This is a genomic window from Micromonospora sp. NPDC047467, assembly GCF_040643095.1.
Lineage (GTDB): Bacteria > Actinomycetota > Actinomycetes > Mycobacteriales > Micromonosporaceae > Micromonospora.
Genome location: NZ_JBEYTO010000001.1, coordinates 475,187 through 491,615, shown reverse-complemented (window position 1 = coordinate 491,615; position 16,429 = coordinate 475,187). Strand labels below are relative to the sequence as shown.

The 16,429-nt window shown below is 73.1% G+C and carries 17 protein-coding genes; 16 read left to right on the top strand and 1 reads right to left on the bottom strand.

Annotated features, from left to right (window positions below):
* The first annotated feature begins 3 nt into the window (after nucleotides 1-3).
* The 4 genes from ABZ780_RS02015 to ABZ780_RS02000 are packed head-to-tail and all read left to right on the top strand — an operon-like array spanning nucleotide 4 to nucleotide 5,304.
* Nucleotides 4-1,569 (top strand): class I adenylate-forming enzyme family protein, encoded by a 1,566-nt coding sequence (locus ABZ780_RS02015; protein ID WP_357483193.1) that lies wholly within the window; start codon nucleotides 4-6, stop codon nucleotides 1,567-1,569.
* Nucleotides 1,569-2,927: an adenylosuccinate lyase gene (gene purB, locus ABZ780_RS02010; RefSeq protein WP_357483191.1), complete on the top strand. Its 1,359-nt coding sequence runs from the start codon at nucleotides 1,569-1,571 to the stop codon at nucleotides 2,925-2,927. Before ABZ780_RS02015 ends, purB begins: the two co-directional genes overlap by 1 nt.
* Nucleotides 2,924-3,685 carry an enoyl-CoA hydratase/isomerase family protein gene (locus ABZ780_RS02005; protein ID WP_357483187.1) on the top strand — a complete coding sequence of 254 codons (762 nt, stop codon included), beginning with the start codon at nucleotides 2,924-2,926 and terminating at the stop codon, nucleotides 3,683-3,685. The genes purB and ABZ780_RS02005 overlap by 4 nt, the downstream gene beginning before the upstream one ends.
* On the top strand, nucleotides 3,682-5,304 hold the full coding sequence (locus tag ABZ780_RS02000; protein ID WP_357483184.1) for a thiamine pyrophosphate-binding protein: 1,623 nt from the start codon (nucleotides 3,682-3,684) through the stop codon (nucleotides 5,302-5,304). The genes ABZ780_RS02005 and ABZ780_RS02000 overlap by 4 nt, the downstream gene beginning before the upstream one ends.
* Before the next feature lie 5 nt (nucleotides 5,305-5,309).
* Here the strand turns inward: ABZ780_RS02000 and ABZ780_RS01995 are convergent, their stop codons facing one another.
* Entirely contained in the window at nucleotides 5,310-6,137 is an 828-nt protein-coding gene (locus tag ABZ780_RS01995) for an IclR family transcriptional regulator (RefSeq protein ID WP_357483180.1), read from the bottom strand.
* A 121-nt stretch (nucleotides 6,138-6,258) separates the two neighbouring features.
* Here ABZ780_RS01995 and ABZ780_RS01990 point away from each other — a divergent pair, with 121 nt between their 5' ends.
* From ABZ780_RS01990 to ABZ780_RS01935, 12 genes are read left to right on the top strand one after another with little or no spacing between them, the layout of a single operon-like run.
* Nucleotides 6,259-8,298 carry a hydantoinase B/oxoprolinase family protein gene (locus ABZ780_RS01990; protein WP_356999322.1) on the top strand — a complete coding sequence of 680 codons (2,040 nt, stop codon included), beginning with the start codon at nucleotides 6,259-6,261 and terminating at the stop codon, nucleotides 8,296-8,298.
* Nucleotides 8,295-9,281 (top strand): tRNA U-34 5-methylaminomethyl-2-thiouridine biosynthesis protein, encoded by a 987-nt coding sequence (locus tag ABZ780_RS01985; RefSeq protein ID WP_356999319.1) that lies wholly within the window; start codon nucleotides 8,295-8,297, stop codon nucleotides 9,279-9,281. The genes ABZ780_RS01990 and ABZ780_RS01985 overlap by 4 nt, the downstream gene beginning before the upstream one ends.
* Nucleotides 9,274-10,101, top strand: coding sequence for a 2-amino-5-chlorophenol 1,6-dioxygenase subunit alpha (locus ABZ780_RS01980; RefSeq protein ID WP_356999317.1), 828 nt, complete (start codon nucleotides 9,274-9,276; stop codon nucleotides 10,099-10,101). The genes ABZ780_RS01985 and ABZ780_RS01980 overlap by 8 nt, the downstream gene beginning before the upstream one ends.
* A 20-nt stretch (nucleotides 10,102-10,121) precedes the next feature.
* Entirely contained in the window at nucleotides 10,122-10,412 is a 291-nt protein-coding gene (locus tag ABZ780_RS01975) for a BMC domain-containing protein (RefSeq protein WP_354824231.1), read from the top strand.
* A 20-nt stretch (nucleotides 10,413-10,432) separates the two neighbouring features.
* Nucleotides 10,433-10,759 (top strand): BMC domain-containing protein, encoded by a 327-nt coding sequence (locus ABZ780_RS01970; RefSeq protein ID WP_356999314.1) that lies wholly within the window; start codon nucleotides 10,433-10,435, stop codon nucleotides 10,757-10,759.
* On the top strand, nucleotides 10,759-11,007 hold the full coding sequence (locus ABZ780_RS01965) for a EutN/CcmL family microcompartment protein (RefSeq protein ID WP_356999312.1): 249 nt from the start codon (nucleotides 10,759-10,761) through the stop codon (nucleotides 11,005-11,007). Before ABZ780_RS01970 ends, ABZ780_RS01965 begins: the two co-directional genes overlap by 1 nt.
* A gap of 47 nt (nucleotides 11,008-11,054) precedes the next feature.
* Nucleotides 11,055-12,533 carry a 2-hydroxymuconic semialdehyde dehydrogenase gene (locus tag ABZ780_RS01960; RefSeq protein WP_357484060.1) on the top strand — a complete coding sequence of 493 codons (1,479 nt, stop codon included), beginning with the start codon at nucleotides 11,055-11,057 and terminating at the stop codon, nucleotides 12,531-12,533.
* Nucleotides 12,530-13,324 carry a fumarylacetoacetate hydrolase family protein gene (locus ABZ780_RS01955; RefSeq protein WP_356999309.1) on the top strand — a complete coding sequence of 265 codons (795 nt, stop codon included), beginning with the start codon at nucleotides 12,530-12,532 and terminating at the stop codon, nucleotides 13,322-13,324. Before ABZ780_RS01960 ends, ABZ780_RS01955 begins: the two co-directional genes overlap by 4 nt.
* Nucleotides 13,321-14,232 carry an acetaldehyde dehydrogenase (acetylating) gene (locus ABZ780_RS01950; RefSeq protein ID WP_357483177.1) on the top strand — a complete coding sequence of 304 codons (912 nt, stop codon included), beginning with the start codon at nucleotides 13,321-13,323 and terminating at the stop codon, nucleotides 14,230-14,232. Before ABZ780_RS01955 ends, ABZ780_RS01950 begins: the two co-directional genes overlap by 4 nt.
* The gene (dmpG, locus tag ABZ780_RS01945; protein ID WP_357483174.1) at nucleotides 14,229-15,251 is read left to right on the top strand and encodes a 4-hydroxy-2-oxovalerate aldolase; all 1,023 of its coding nucleotides are present in this window, start codon (nucleotides 14,229-14,231) and stop codon (nucleotides 15,249-15,251) included. The genes ABZ780_RS01950 and dmpG overlap by 4 nt, the downstream gene beginning before the upstream one ends.
* Entirely contained in the window at nucleotides 15,248-15,961 is a 714-nt protein-coding gene (locus ABZ780_RS01940) for a fumarylacetoacetate hydrolase family protein (protein ID WP_357483171.1), read from the top strand. The genes dmpG and ABZ780_RS01940 overlap by 4 nt, the downstream gene beginning before the upstream one ends.
* Nucleotides 15,958-16,374, top strand: coding sequence for a RidA family protein (locus ABZ780_RS01935; RefSeq protein ID WP_357483168.1), 417 nt, complete (start codon nucleotides 15,958-15,960; stop codon nucleotides 16,372-16,374). The genes ABZ780_RS01940 and ABZ780_RS01935 overlap by 4 nt, the downstream gene beginning before the upstream one ends.
* The last annotated feature ends 55 nt before the right edge of the window (nucleotides 16,375-16,429 follow it).

Sequence of the window (16,429 nt, the reverse complement as noted above, 5' to 3'; positions counted from 1 at the left end):
CCCGTGTCGCACCTCGCTCTCGACGCCGTCCTGCTCGACGGGGCGACCCGGTGCCCGGACCGGCCGCTGTACGCGTTCGCGGAACTGGACCGCCCGGTCACGCACGCCGAGTTCGCCGAGCTGGCGGGCCGGGGCGCCGCCGTCCTGGCCGCCCAGGGGATCGGCCGCGGAGACCGGATCGCGGTGTGGTCGGAGAACAGCCTCGCCTGGCTGACGCTGCTCGCGGCGGCGGCCTGGCGCGGCGCCGCCCTGGTCACGCTGCACCCGGGCCTCACCGCGGCGGAGCTGGCCGAGGCGGTGGCCCGGGCCCGGCCGCGCCGGCTGTTCGTGGCCGCGCGGATCCGCGACCGGAACGCGCCCGCCGAGGCGGCCGCCGCGCTGGCCGGTACGCCGTACGCGCCGGACGGCATCCACACGCTCGACGACGACGGCGGTCGGGGCGCGCTCGCGGCGCTGACCGGCTGGGCAGACCCCGCACCGGCACCGACCGGTCACGCCGATGCCGTGCTGAACATCCAGTTCACCTCCGGCTCCACCGGCCCCGCCAAGATGGTGGCGCTGAGCGCCCGCAACCTGGTGCGCAACGCGCAGTGGACGACCCAGGCGGCCGGGCTGCGCCCGGCCGACATCCTCGCCTCACCGCTGCCGCTGGCGCACGCCGCCGGGCTGAGCAGCGGCGCCGTGCTCGCCCTGGTCACCGGGGCGCTCTGGGTGTCGACGCGGCGGTTCCGTTCGGAGACCGTGCTGGACCTCATCGAGCGGCACCGCTGCACCGTGGTGCAGGCCGTCCCGACGATGGCCACGATGCTCGCCGACCGGGTCGAGCGCGAGCCGGGCCGGTGGGACCTGTCGTCGCTACGGGTCGGCTTCCTCGGCGGCGCGCCGTGCCCGCCCGCGCTGCGTGAGCGCACCGTGCGCGTGCTGGGCCTGGACCGCGCCGCCGTCGTCTACGGCCAGACCGAGGCGGGTCCGACCATCAGCGTCGACCCGGGCGACGGCAGCTGCGCCCCGGTCGGCCTGACCGTCGGCCGGATCGTGCCCGGCCTGGAAGCGGCCGTGGTGCGGCCCGGCACCCGGCACGCCGTGCCGCCGGGCGAGCCGGGTGAGCTGCTGGTCCGCGGCGAGTCGGTCGCGGCCGGGTACGTCGACGACCCCGACGCCACCGCCGCGGCCCTGACCGACGACGGCTGGCTGCGCACCGGCGACCTCGGCGCGCTGACCGCCGAGCGGGTGTTCACGCTCACCGGCCGGGTCAAGGAGCTCATCATCCGAGGCGGCGAGAACGTCAGCCCGGCCGAGGTGGAGGCCGTGTTGCTCGACGACGCCGCCGTCGGCCAGGCGTGTGTGCTCGGCGTGCCGTCGGCGCGCTGGGGTGAGGAGGTCGGCGCGCTGCTGGTCGCCGCGCCCGACGCCCGGCTCGACCCCGAGGTGGTGCTCGCCGCCGCCGCCGGGCGGCTGGCCCGACACAAGCTGCCCACACGGGTACGCGCGGTCGCCGGGCTGCCCCTGCTGCCGTCCGGCAAGGTCGACCGGCGCGCCGCGCTGGCGCTGTTCGAGGGGGAGAACTGATGCACCTGGGGTCCTGTTTCCTCGACTCGCTGACCGTCACCAGCTTCTTCGGCAACGCCGAGATGCGGGGGGTGTTCAACGACCGGCAGCTCATGCAGTCCTGGCTGGACGTGGAGGCCGCGCTGGCCCGCGGTCAGGCGTCACTCGGGATCATCCCGCACTCCGCCGCGGAGGCGATCACGGCGACGGCCCGGCTGGAGAAGCTGGACACGGCGGCGCTGACCGCCGACGCCGCGGACACCGTGCACCCGCTGGTGCCGTTGGTGCGCGCCCTGACCGCGGCGTGCCCCGGCGAGGCGGGGCGGTACGTGCACCTGGGCGCCACCACACAGGACGTCATGGACACCGGGTTCGTGCTGCGTGCCCGCGCCGGCCTGGACATCGTCGGACGCCAACTCGACGAGCTGGTGCGGCTGCTGCGCCGGCTGGCGCTGCGGCACCGCAGCACCCCGATGCCGGCGCGTACGCACGGCCAGCAGGCGCTGCCAACGACGTTCGGGCTGCGCTGCGCGGTGTGGCAGAGCGAGTTGCAGCGCCACCGCGACCGGCTCCGGGAACTGCGCGCCCGACTGCTCGTGACGAGCATGGGCGGGGCGGCGGGCACGATGGCCGGGTACGGGCCGCAGGCGTTCGCGCTGGAGCGGATCGTCGCCGAGGACCTGGGCCTGGGTGTGGCGGACACCCCGTGGCACGCCACCTCGGACCGGTTCGCCGAGTGCCTGATGGTGCTGGGCCTGGTGGCGGCCAGCGGCGAGAAGCTGGCCCGCGAGGTGTACTTCCTGGGCCGCACCGAGATCGGCGAGGCGTACGAGCCGCAGCGCGCGACCCAGGTGGGCAGCAGCACGATGCCGCACAAGCGCAACCCGATCCGCTGCGAGGCGGTGATCGCGGCGGCCGGCACGCTGCGCGCGCAGGTGCCGCTGGCCCTCCAGACGATGGTCGCGCAGGACGACCGGGACATGGGCGTCGGCATGACGCTGTGGAAGCTGCTGCCGGAGTGCTTCATCCTCATCGGCGGCGCCCTGGAGCGCCTGGTCGAGGTGTTCGGCGACCTGGGCGTCAATCCGGACCGGATGCGCGCCAACCTCGACATCACCGGCGGGCTGGTGCTGTCGGAGGCCGTGATGCTGCGGCTGGCGGGCACGCTGGGCCGCGAGGAGGCTCACCACCTGGTGATGCGGGTGGTGCGCGACAGCCTGGAGCAGGACCGCCCGTTCGCCGACGTGCTGCGCGCCGACCCGCAGGTCGCCGCCGCCCTGCCCGGCGAGGACATCGCCGGGCTGCTGGACCCGCTGTCGTACGTCGGTCACGCCGCCGCCCTGGTGGACCGCGCCCTACTCACCTCGGAGTCACCATGATCACCGAACCGTCCTCCGGGTCTTCCGTGCTGCTCGACCGAGCGGGCCGGCTGGCCCGGATCACGCTGAACCGGCCGCATCGGCGCAACAGCTTCGACCTGGCGATGCTGGCCCGGTTCGAGGACGTGCTGCACGAGGTGGGCCGCGACTCCGAGGTGGAGGTGGTGGTGCTCACCGGCGCCGGGTCGGCGTTCTGCGCCGGCACCGACCTGGACGAGCTGGCCACCCTGGACGCGTCCGCCACGATGCACGTGCAGCGCCGTACGGCCGAACTGGTGGAGCGCTGGTACCGGTTGGAGCAGACGACGGTGACCGCGTTCAACGGTCCGGCGATCGGCTCCGGCGCGGTGCTCGGGCTGGCCGCGGACGTCCGCGTGGCGGCGGAGAGCTGCTTCTTCACGTTCCCGGAGGTCACCTTCGGCATTCCGCTGACCTGGAGCGGCATGGCGATCATGGCCGACCTGGTGGGCGCGGACCGGGCGAAGCGCTGGCTGCTGCTGGGCGACCGGATCGACCCGGCCGAGATGCTGCGCCACGACCTGGTCACGGCGGCGGTGCCGGCGGACGAGCTGGGCCCGGCGTGTGACGCGGTGGTCGACCGGCTGCTGGCCGTGTCGCCGGTGGGCCGGTCCATGACGAAGCGGGCCGCGCGCCTGGCCGGGCCGCGGTTCGAGGCCGCCGCCAACGACTCGTACCTGGGTGCGTTGAGCGTCGCGTTGCGACCGGCCGGCGCCTACCCGAAGGGCCAGCGCCGGTGAAGGTGTACCAGTTGCTGGCCGACGCGCTTGTCGCACACGGCGTCGACACGGTGTTCGGCCTGCTGGGCGACGCCAACATGTTCCTCGTCAACGACCTGGTGGACCGGCACGGCGTGCGGTTCGTCGCGGCCCGCAACGAGAACGCCGCCGTGATGATGGCCGACGGGTACGCCCGCGCGACCGGGCGGTGCGCGGTGGCCACGGTGACCCAGGGGCCAGGGCTGGCGGTGGCGGGCGCCGCGCTGACGATCGCCCGCCAGGCGGGCACCCCGCTGGTGCTGGTGGCGGGCGACACCCCGCCCGGCGACCCGGGGCACGTGCAGAACTTCCCGCAGCAGCCGTTCGCCCTGGCGACGGCGGGCCGCGTGGTGCCGGTGGTCGGCGCGGCGGGCGCGGTCCGGGACGTCGCGGCGGCGTTCCGGCTGGCCGAATCGGCCCGTGGACCGGTCGTGCTGAATGTGCCGATGGACCTGCAGGACGAGGACGTCCCGCAGGACGTGCCGCCGCCCGTCGCGGTGGTCCGGCCGCGCCCGTCGGGGCCGCCGACCCCGCACCCGGACGACGTGGTGATGCTCGCGGAGCGGCTGCGGAAGGCGGAGCGGCCGGTCGTGCTGGTCGGCCGGGGCGCGGAGGCTGCGGCGGCGGCGGTACGGGAGTTGGCGGACCGCAGCGGGTCGGTGCTGGCCACCACGCTGATGGGCGCGGGCGTCTTCGCCGACCACCCGTACTGCCTGGGGGTGGCCGGTGGGCTGGCCCGGCCGCTGACCCGGCGGGTGCTGGGCGAGGCGGACCTGGTGCTGACGTTCGGGGCCGGGCTGAACCGGTGGACCGCGGACCACGGCCGGCTGTTCGCCCAGGCCGAGGTGGTGGGTGTCGACATCGACGCGGCGGCGCTGGGCGCCCGTTGGCCGGTGGACGCCCAGGTGGTGGGTGACGCGGGGGCGGTGGCCGCCGCGGTGGCCGCCGCGCTGCCGCCGATCTCGCGGCCACAGTGGCGCTCGGCGGAGCTGGCGCGGGAGGTGGCCGAGGCGGACCCGTTCGCCGGGCTGGTCCCGTTGCGGGCGGCCGACCGAATCGACCCACGGGCGTTCCTGCGGGTGTGCGCGCGGCGGTTGCCGAGGCACCGCACCACGGTGGTGGGGGTGGGGCACTTCGGCGGCTGGCCGAACCTGCTGCTGGACTCACCAGCGGTGGACCGGGCGCTGATCGCCCCGTGGGATTTCGGAAGCATCGGCGTGGGGCTGCCGTTCGCGGTGGGCGCCGCGGTGGGTCGTCCGGATCGGCCGGTGGTGGCGTTCGAGGGCGACGGGAGCCTGCTCACCGGGCTGGGTGAGCTGGACACGCTGGCCCGTACGGGCGCCGCGGTGCTGCTGATCGTCCTGGACGACGCGGCGTACGGGGCGGAGGTGCGCAAGCTGCGCCCACGCGGGGTGGATCCGGCGCTGGCCCGCTTCCCCGAACGCGACCTCGCTGCGGTGGCGCGGGCACTGGGCGTGCCGTCCTGGACGGTGACGGACGAGGCCGGTGCCGACGCCGCGTTCGACGCGGTGCTGCCGGTCACCGGCCCCGCCCTGCTGCACGTGCGGGTGCACCCCGACGCCGTGCAGGAACACTTCTGAGCCGGTCAGTGTCCCCAGATCGCGCCCACGCCGTGGCCCATCTGACGCGACAGCTCGTCGGCGGTCCGGACGGCGGCGGCGGCCAGCTCGGCGACGCGGGCCTCGTCGAGGCGGAAGATCGGCCCCGAGACGCTGATCGCGGCGGCGACGTGGCCGAACTGGTCGCGCACGGGCGCGGCGACGACGCGCAGGCCCTCCTCGCTCTCCTCGTCGTTGAGCGCCCACCCCTGCTCGCGCGCCTGGTGCATCCGCTCGGCGAACGTGTCGAGGTCGGCGACGGTGTTGCGGGTCAGCGGCGTGAACTCGGTGTCGACGAACAGGGCACGGATCTGCTCGTCGTCGTGGTCGAGCAGCAGCGCCTTGCCGGCCGCGCTGCACCACAGCGGGATGCGCCGGCCGAGGCGGGAGACGAGCTGCACGTTGCGGGTGCCGTGCTCGATGTAGATCGACAGCGCGTCGAGCTCGTCGCGGATGGACAGGTTGACCGACTCGCCCTGGTCCTGCGCGAGCTGGTGCAGCAGCGGCCGGGCCAGCGCGTGCATGTCGAGCCCGGAGAGGAAGCGGGCGCCCAGCTCGAAGACGGTGACGCCGAGCCGGTACGCGCCGGTCTCGTCGTTGCGTTGCAGGAAGCCGGTGTCGGCCAGGGCCCGGAACAGCCGGCTGGCGGTCGACTTGTGCAGTCCCAGCTCGCGGCTGACGTCGCTGACCTTGCGTTCGACGCTCCCGCTGCGGAAGGCCAGCAGCACGCTGAGGGCGCGGTCGAGCGCCTGGGTGCCGGACTCCCGGGTGACGGGCTCCTCCGCAGCTGGGGACGGTCCTGCGGCCTGCGACATCTTGCTTCCCACTTTCTCGCTTGGTAGTGTTTCATAATATAAACCACGGACCACAATGTGGTCCACGGGAGGTCAGAGCCAAGCCACTTGGCACCACGAGCCGGAACACATGAGGCGTCGCATGACCAAGACGTTGAACCCGATCGACCTCGAGATCGTCACCGAAGGTCTGATCTCGATCGTGCGCGAGATGCGCCAAACGATCTTCCGCACCGCGCACTCCCCCGTCATCGCGGACGCGCAGGACTTCTCCTGCGCCTTGTTCGACCCGAAGGGTCAGATGGTCGCCCAGGGGCGCGACATGCCCGGGCATGTCATCGCCATGCCCGCCTCCGTCGCGGAGATCTTCGCCGACTTCGCCGACGAGATGCGCCCCGGTGACCTCTACATGGTCAACGATCCGTACCGCGGCGGCAGCCACCTCAACGACGTCACCCTGATCACCCCGGTCTTCGTCGACGACGAGCTGTTCCTCTTTCCCTGCGTACGCATGCACTGGGCCGACATCGGTGGGATGACCCCCGGCAGCGTCTCCGGGCAGGCCACCGAGATCCTCCAGGAGGGACTGCGCGTCCCGCCGATCAAGCTGATCGAGCAGGGCCGTCCCAACGCCGCCGCGTACGCCATCCTCTTCGCCAACGTGCGGATGGCCGACGAGCGACGCGGTGACCTGGAGAGCTGCATCGCCGCCTGCCACACCGCCGAGCGCCGGCTGCGCGAACTCGTCGGCCGCTACGGCGCCGAACTGCTGCTCGACAGCGTCGCCGCCAACATGGACCGCACCGAGCAGCGACTGCGCGACCGCATCCGCGAGCTGCCCGACGGCGTCTACCGCTACGAGGACTACCTCGACCTCTACACCGACGGCCGGTACGACCCCGCGCTGGTGCGCTGCGTGCTCACCGTCGACGGCGACGAGATCGACGCCGACTTCCGTGGCTCGTCCACACAGGTCGCCGCCGTCGTCAACTCCTCGCGAGCGATGACCGTCGCGGGCGTCTTCATCGCCGTCAAGAGCGCGCTCGACCCCGGTGGTCTGGTCAACCACGGCGCCTTCCGCCCGCTGCGCGTGCACACCGAGCAGGGCACCGTCGTGCACGTCGCCTACCCGGCCCCCGCCAACGCGCACAGCGAGGTGCGCAAGCGCGTCATCTCCGCCGTCATGGCCGCGTTGAGCCAGGTCGCACCCGACCTCATCGCGGCCGACCAATTCGGAACCACCTTCCAGAACCTCATCGGCGGCGTGGACCAACGCACCGGCCGGCCCTACCTGTACTACGACTACCCCGCGGGTGGCAACGGTGGATTCCTCGAATCCGACGGGCCGAGCGCGATGAACCCCGTCGACCTCGGGGACATCTCCACCATCCAGTCCGTCGAACGGCTGGAGACCGAGATCCCGATCCTCATCGACGCGTCCGAACTGCGCCTCGGCTCGTGCGGCGACGGGACGCGCCGCGGTGGGCTCGGCAGCCGGCGCGAAACCCGACTGCTCGCCAGCACCGGCGCCTACTCCGTGCAGACCGACCGCACGACGGTGCCCCCGTACGGTCTGCACCACGGCGGCCCCGGCGCCCCCACCGTCACGTTCGTGCGCCGCGCGAGCGGCGAGCGGGTCGACTTCGCGACCCCCGGCAAGGTCGCCGGCTTCACCATGCGCGCCGGCGACGTCCTCGTCATGGAGTCCGCCGGCGGCGGCGGGTGGGGTGACCCGCTCGACCGCGAACCCGCCGAGGTCGCCGACGACGTGACGCAGGGATACCTCAGCGCCGCCGACGCCGAACGCCGCTACGGGTTGCGGCTCGACGACGACGGCCGGGTCGACCTCGGCGGGACCGCGGCGACCCGGCAGGAGATGCGCGGGGGGCGGCGGTGGCTGCGCGTCACCACCACCGACCGTGAGCCGTACGCCGGGGAGCGCGGCCGGCGCCGGATCGTCTACGTGGCACCCGGCGCGGGCCTGGCCGAGGGTGCCCTCGTGGAGATCCACGGCACGCACCCCGCGCCCCTGCGGGCCTGGGTCCGGCACGACGCCGGCCTGGCCGACGACCAACTGGCCCTCGACGACGACGGGCTGCAGATCCTCGGCGCCGAACCCGACGAGCGCACGTTCGTGCGGGTGCTGGCCGACCGGGGCACGACCGGGGAGGGACCGGCATGAGCAGAGTCTTCCGGGTGCCCGTGGCGCCCGCCCGTCCGGGCGGCGTCGGCCGCACCGGCACCACCGAGCGGCTGCCGCAGGAGGCGTCCGCCCGCGCCGGCATCGTCGCCGGGATCATGAGCCCGCACCCGCCACACCTGATATACGCGGAGAACCCGCCGCAGAACGAGCCGCGCTCCACCGGCGGCTGGGAGGTGCTGCGCTGGGCGTACGAGCGGCTGCGCAAGCGCATCCGCGAGGTGCACCGCCCGGACGTGCTGATCGTGCACGCCCCGCACTGGATCACGATGGTCGGTCACCACGTCAACTGTGTGCCCAACCCGCGCGGCGTCTCCGTCGAGCCGATCTTCCCGCACCTGTTCCGGTACTCCTACGACTTCCGCTCCGACGTGGAGCTGGGCGAGGCCATCGCCGACGAGGCCAGCGACCTCGGCCTGGTCACCCGCAAACTGCGGGACCCACGGGTACGGGTGGACTACGCCACGATCGGCGCGCTGCACCTGGTCAACCCCGCCTGGGACATCCCGGTGGTGTCGCTGTCGGCCAACAACAACCCGTACTTCTACTCCGACGCGTCGCTGGAGGAGATGGAGGTGCTGGGCGAGGCGACCCGCCGGGCCGTGGAGCGCACTGGCCGCCGCGCCGTGCTGCTGGCCTCCAACTCCCTGTCGCACCTGCACTGGCACGAGGAGCCGGAGCTGCCGGAGGACATGGAACGCGAGCACCCGTACAACAACCACCAGTACCGCTGGGACATGAAGCTGCTGGAGGCGATCCGCCGCGGGCCGACCGCGCCGCTGCGCGAGCTGATCCCCGAGCACATCGAGGCCACCGCGTCGGAGACCAAGGCGGGCAGCCTCACCTGGATGTTGGCCGCGATGGGCTGGCCGCAGATACCCGGCGACGTCATGGGCTACGGCACGATCATCGGCACCGGCAACGCGGTCGTCGAGTGGACGCCCGAAGGAGACCGCCGTGCCTGACACCGGGATCATCGCCGGGGCGCTGCTGCCCGGCATGCCGCACCTGCTGGCGGAGAAGCCCGCGCAGTGCTGGGCCGACCTGGCCAACGCCGCCCGCGACGTTGGCGACCGGCTGCGCCGACTCAAGCCCGACGTGGTGCTGCTGCTGTCCACGCAGTGGTTCACGGTTCTGGGCCACCAGTTCCAGTGCGACCCGAACCCGCGCGGCGAGCACGTCGACGAGAACTGGTACGCCTACGACTACGGCCTGCTCCGCTACGACCTGCGCTTCGACGTGCCGTTCACCGAGCGGTGGGCCGACCAGGTGCAGAAGGACGGCATGCAGGCCCGGCGGACCCGCTACGACGGCTTCCCGATCGACACCGGCACCATCGTCACCTCGGCGCTGCTCGACCCGGGCCGCGAGCTGCGCTGGTCACAGGTGTCGTGCAACCTGTACGCCGACGCGCAGACGCTCGCCGACGTCGGCGCGGCCGGCGCCGCCGCGGCCCGCGAGGCGGGCGTACGCGCCGCCGTCGTGGTGGTCTCCGGCATGTCGTCCGGTCTGATCCAGCAGTGGATCGAGCCGCACGAGGACCACATCGGCGACCCCGCGCACGACCGCTGGAACCGGCGGGTGCTGGACCTGCTGACCGCCGGCAAGGTCGACGAGGCGCTGAAGATCCGCGAGGACTTCGCCCGCCAGGCGCAGGCCGACAGCCAGTTCCGCGCGCTGGCGTTCGCCGCCGGCGCCGGGGCGGCGACCGGACCGGCGCAGCTGCACGGGTACGGACCGCTCTGGGGCACCGGCGGCGCCGTCCTGTCCTGGAACCTGCCCTAAACACTGGAAAAGGAGAAACCATGCGGAACATGGCTGCCGGCTTCGTCGAGGCCGAGGGCTACACCGCCATCTTCGACGCAGTCGATGCGATGGTGAAGGCCACCGAGGTCGAGGTGACCCGCGTCGTCCGCCTCGGCGGCGGCATCGTCGCCGTCGCGCTGCGCGGCGACCTGGCCACCGTCGAGGAGGCCGTCGACATCGGCGAGGCGACCGCCAAGGCCAAGAGCCGGACGGTCCACTCCATCGTCTTCGCCAGCCCCTGCGACGCGGTGTCGGCGCTCGCCGTCGACCCCCGTCTCGTCGGCAACTGACCCGGTAAGGAGAACAGCACATGCCTTCTGACATCGCCATCGGCATCGTCGAGACCCGGGGCGTCGTGGCCCTGTCCGCCGGAATCGAAGCCATGATCAAAACTGCGGACGTCCGTTGCATCGCCGTGGAGCGGGTGACCAGCGGCTACCTCGCCGTCGCCGTGCAGGGCACCCTCGCGGCCGTTCGACAGGCCGTCGCCTCCGGCGAGGCCGCCATCCGGGCACACGGCGACCTGCGCAGCTCGCAGGTGTACCCCAAGCCCCACCCCACCACTGCCGCGCTGCTGGAGGACCCGGAGGCCTCCCGGATCCGCGAGGTCATGGCGAGCCTGCGGGGAGACGCCTGATGATGCTCGGCGAGGTCATCGCCAAGGTCTGGCCGGACAAGATCCTGCCGGCGTTGCAGGGCCGCCGGCTGGTGCTGGTCCGGCCCCGCACCGACGGGCCCGACCTCGTCGCGATCGACCCGCTCAACGTGGGCGTCGGCACCGTCGTGCTGGTCGCCACCGACGAGGCGGCCGCCGCGGCGACGGGTGAGCCGACGGCCGACGCGGCCATCGTGGCACTCGTCGCCGACTCCACGATCGAACGATAAGGACCGCCATGACATCCGGGCGTACCACCCGCTGGCCGAGCGGCCTGATCGACGGCCGTCCGAGCGGCGACCTGCTGCTGCCCAACTACGTCGGTGGTGAATTCGTCACCGGCGGCACCCCGTTCGCGAAGGTGTCGCCGGTGACCGGCGAGACGATCCTGCACGTCGCCGAAGCGGACTCCGCCACGGTGGACGCGGCCGTGGCCGCCGCACGGGCCGCGCTGCGCGGGCCGTGGGGCGCGATGGGTGAGGGCGAACGGGCCGTCGTGCTCCGCCGGGTCGCCGACGAGTTGGAACGCCGCTTCGACGACCTCGTCGCGGCCGAGGTCGCCGACACCGGAAAGTCGGTGTCGCAGGCCCGCACCCTGGACATCCCGCGCGGGGCCGCGAACTTCCGCGCGTTCGCCGACGTCATTACGGCCACGCCGACGGAGTCGTTCACCACCGTCACGGCGGGCGGTGGGCGGGCGCTGAACTACGCGGTCCGCAAGCCGGTCGGCGTGGTGGCGATCATCGTTCCGTGGAACCTGCCGCTGCTGCTGCTGACCTGGAAGGTGGCGCCCGCGTTGGCGTGCGGCAACGCCGTGGTCGTGAAGCCCAGCGAGGAGACGCCCTCGTCGGCGACGGTGCTGGCCGAGGTGATGGCCGCGGCCGGCGTACCCGACGGGGTCTTCAATCTGGTGCACGGCTTCGGTCCCGGCTCGGCGGGTGAGGCGCTCACCCGGCACCCCGGCGTGGACGCGATCACCTTCACCGGCGAGTCCGCGACCGGCTCGGCCATCATGCGTTCCGCCGCGGACGGCGTGAAGGCCGTCTCGTTCGAGTTGGGCGGCAAGAACGCCGGGCTGGTCTTCGCGGACGCCGACCTGGACGCGGCAGTCGAGGGCTCGGTGCGGTCCAGCTTCACCAACGGCGGCCAGGTGTGCCTGTGCACCGAGCGGCTGTACGTGCAGCGGCCGGTCTTCGACGAGTTCGCGGCCCGGCTGGCGAAGCGTGCCGAGGAGTTGGCGTTCGGCTGGCCGTCGGAGGCGGCGACGATGACGATGCCGCTGATCTCCGGAAAGCACCGGGAGAAGGTGCTCGGCCACTACGAACTGGCCCGCGCCGAGGGTGCCACCGTGCTGGCCGGCGGTGGTGTGCCGGTGTTCGGCGACGACCGCGACGGCGGCTCGTACGTGCAGCCCACCGTCCTGACCGGACTTCGGCAGCACTCCCGTACGGTCCGCGAGGAGATCTTCGGGCCGGTCTGCCACATCGCGCCGTTCGACGACGAGGACGAGGCGTTCGCGCTCGCCAACGACAGCGAGTACGGCCTGGCCGCCACCGTGTGGACCCGCGACGTGGGCCGCGCGCACCGGGCCGGGGCGCGGCTCGACGCCGGCCTCGTCTGGGTGAACACGTGGTTCCTGCGGGACCTGCGCACCCCGTTCGGCGGGGTGAAGGCGTCCGGTGTGGGTCGTGAGGGCGGCACGCACTCGCTGCACTTCTACTCCGAACTCACCAACGTCTGCGTGGACCTCGGATGAGCGCCGACATCGAAGCCGCGGCGGCGGCGCTGCGCGAGGCGTACGCCACCGGGGTTGCCCGGGCTCCGCTGCGCGACGACCTGCTGCCGGCCGGCGACCTGCGGGCCGCGTACGCCGTGCAGCAGGCGCAGGTCACGGCCTGGCTCGCCGAGGGCCGCCGGCCGGTCGGCGCGAAGGTGGGCCTGACGTCGCGGACGGTGCAGGAGGCGTTCGGCGTCTTCCAGCCCGACTTCGGGGTCCTCTTCGGCGACATGGCCGTCCCGGACGGCGCCGAGATAGACCTGCGCGGCCTGCTGCAACCGCGCGTCGAGGCGGAGGTGGCATTCGTGCTCGGCCGCGACCTCTCCTACGAGCAGGTCACCGTCGCCGACGTGGTGCGGGCCACCGACCACCTGCTGCCCGCCATCGAGATCGTCGACTCGCGGATCGCCGGCTGGGACATCTCCATCGTGGACACCGTGGCGGACAACGCCTCCAGCGGTAGGTACGTGCTGGGCACCACCCCACGCCGGGTGCGCGACGTCGACCTGCGGCTGTGCGGGGCGGTGCTGGAGCACGGCGGCGAGCCGGTCTCTGTCGGCGCCGGGGCGGCGTGCCTGGGCAACCCGCTGCACGCCGTCGCCTGGCTGGCGGCGACGCTCGCCACGAACGGTCGGCCGCTGCGCGCCGGGGACACCGTGCTGTCCGGCGCGCTCGGGCCGATGGTGACGGTCACCCCGGGCGCCGCGTACGAGGCTCGAATCTCCGGCCTGGGCAGCGTCCGGGCCTGCTTCTCGAAGGGTGACGCATGACCACCGGCGTGGCGGTAATCGGCTCCGGCAACATCGGCACCGACCTGATGATCAAAGTGCTGCGGCTGTCGGAGTCGCTGCGGATGGTGGCGATGGCCGGCATCGACCCGGCCTCCGACGGCCTGGCCCGGGCTCGCCGGCTCGGCGTGGCCACCACCGCGAAGGGTGTCGACGGGCTCGTCGCGATGCCGGAGTTCGCCGACGTCGGCATCGTCTTCGACGCCACCAGCGCGGGCGCGCACCGGCACAACGACGCGGTGCTTCGCCAGCACGGCATCCGGGTGGTCGACCTGACCCCGGCCGCGATCGGCCCGTACGTCGTACCGCCGGTGAACCTGGATGCCCACCTGGGCGAGCGCAACGTCAACATGGTCACCTGCGGCGGTCAGGCGACCGTGCCGATCGTCGCGGCCGTCGCCGCGGTCGCGCCCGTGGCGTACGGCGAGATCGTCGCCTCGATCGCCTCCCGCTCGGCCGGGCCGGGCACCCGCGCCAACATCGACGAGTTCACCGAGACCACGGCCCGTGCCATCGAGGTGGTCGGCGGGGCGGGCCGCGGCAAGGCGGTGATCGTGCTGAACCCGGCCGAGCCGCCGTTGCTGATGCGCGACACCGTCTACTGCCTGTGCCCGAACGTGGACGCCGACCGGGCGGCGATCGCCGCGTCGGTGGAGGCGATGGCGGCGGCGGTGCGGCAGTACGTGCCCGGCTACCGGCTCAAGCAGGACGTGCAGTTCACCGAGGTGGACGCGCACGTGCCGGCGCTCGGCGGGCACTTCACCGGCCTTCAGGTCGCTGTCTTCCTGGAGGTCTCCGGCGCCGGTCACTATCTGCCCGCGTACGCCGGCAACCTCGACATCATGACAAGCGCCGCGCTGCGCACCGCCGAACGGATGGCCTCGTCGTGACCGACCTCTACATCCAGGACGTCACCCTGCGCGATGGCATGCACGCCATCGGGCACCGCTACACGATCGGGCAGGTCACCGAGATCGCGGCGGCGCTGGACGCCGCCGGGGTGGCGGCGATCGAGGTGGCGCACGGCGACGGCCTCGCCGGATCCAGCGTCAACTACGGCCACGGCGCCGCGACCGACGCCGACTGGATCAGCGCGGCCGCGTCCGTGCTGACCCGCGCGAAGCTGACCACGCTGCTGCTGCCGGGCATCGGTACGATCGCCGACCTGAGGGCCGCCCACGATCTCGGCGTCACGAGCGTGCGGGTGGCGACGCACTGCACCGAGGCGGACATCTCCGCGCAGCACATCGCCTGGGCCCGGGACAACGGCATGGACGTGGCCGGGTTCCTGATGATGTCGCACATGGCCGACCCGGGCACCCTGGCGGCGCAGGCGAAGCTGATGGAGTCGTACGGGGCGCACTGCGTCTACATCACCGACTCCGGTGGCCGGCTCACCATGGCGGACGTGGCGCAGCGGGCGGACGCGTACCGGCAGGTGCTCGACCCTGCGACGGAGATCGGCATCCACGCGCACCACAACCTGTCGCTCGGGGTGGCGAACAGCCTCGTCGCGGTCGAGCACGGGGTGCGCCGGGTGGACGCCTCGCTGGCCGGGATGGGTGCCGGGGCGGGGAACGCGCCGCTTGAGGTGTTCGTCGCGGTGGCGGAGTTGAACGGCTGGCAGCACGGCTGCGACGTGTTCGCGCTGATGGACGCCGCCGAGGATCTGGTGCGCCCGTTGCAGGACCGGCCGGTGCGGGTGGACCGGGAGACGCTGTCGCTGGGCTTCGCCGGCGTCTACTCGTCGTTCCTGCGGCACGCCGAGAGCGCCGCGGAGCGTTACGGGGTGGACGTACGCACGATCCTGATGGAGTTGGGCCGCCGCCGGATGGTGGGCGGCCAGGAGGACATGATCGTCGACGTGGCGCTGGACCTGCTCCGGGACGCCGGAAAGGACCCGAAGTGATCGACACCCTCGCCGGCCGCCTCGACGAGGCCGCCGTGTCGCACACCGCGGTCGCGCAGTTCGGCGCCGACGCCGGCCTCGACGTGACCACCGCGTACGCGGTGCAGGAGGCCCTGGTGGCGCGACGGCTGGACCGCGGCGAGGCCCTGGTCGGGTTGAAACTGGGCCTGACCAGCCGCGCGAAGATGACCCAGATGGGCGTCGACGAGGTGATCTGGGGCCGGCTCACCGACGCGATGCACGTACCCGACGGCGGCACCGTCGACCTGTCCGGGCGCATCCACCCGAAGGTCGAGCCGGAGGTCGCGTTCCTCGTCGAGGGCGGCGAGATCGCCGCGATCGCCCCGGCCATCGAGCTGATCGACTCCCGCTACGTGGACTTCCGGTTCACCCTGCCGGAGGTGATCGCGGACAACACGTCCGCTTCCGGCTTCGTCGTCGGGCCGTGGCGGCCGGTGCCGGACGGCGTCGACAACCTCGGCGTGCTGCTGGAGGTCGACGGCCGCGTCGCGCAGGTCGGCTCCACCGCCGCGATACTCGGCGACCCGCGCCGCGCCCTGCCCGAGGCGGCCCGCCTCGCCGGGGAGTTGCGCGACGGCTGGGTGCTGCTGGCCGGCGCGGCGACGGCCGCCGTGCCGTTGCGGCCGGGCGCGCACGTGCGGGTCACCGTCGAGCGGCTCGGCACGGCGTCGCTGCGGGCGTCGGCATGAGCGGGGCCAGGGTCGTCGCCGGCAAGGCCGTGCCGCGCGGCCGGTTCCCGCACGTCAAGGTCGCGGGCGGTCTCGTCTTCGTGTCCGGTACGAGCAGCCGCCGCCCCGACAACACGATCGCCGGTGCGACGGTGGACGCCATGGGCACCACGTCGCTGGACATCGCCGCGCAGACCCGTGCCGTCGTCGAGAACATGCGTGACATCCTGCGCGACGTCGGCGCGGACCTGTCCGACCTCGTGCAGGTCACCACGTACCTGGTCAGCATGAACGACTTCGGCGGCTACAACGACGTGTACGCCGAGTTCTTCGACGAGACCGGGCCGACGCGCACCACCGTGGCCGTGCACCAGTTACCCCACCCGCACCTGCTGATCGAGATGCAGGGGATCGCGGTGTTGCCGGCCAGGTGACCGGAGTGGCCTGCGCCACGTCCCAGCCTCCCTCCCCGAACCAGGCTCGCACCGG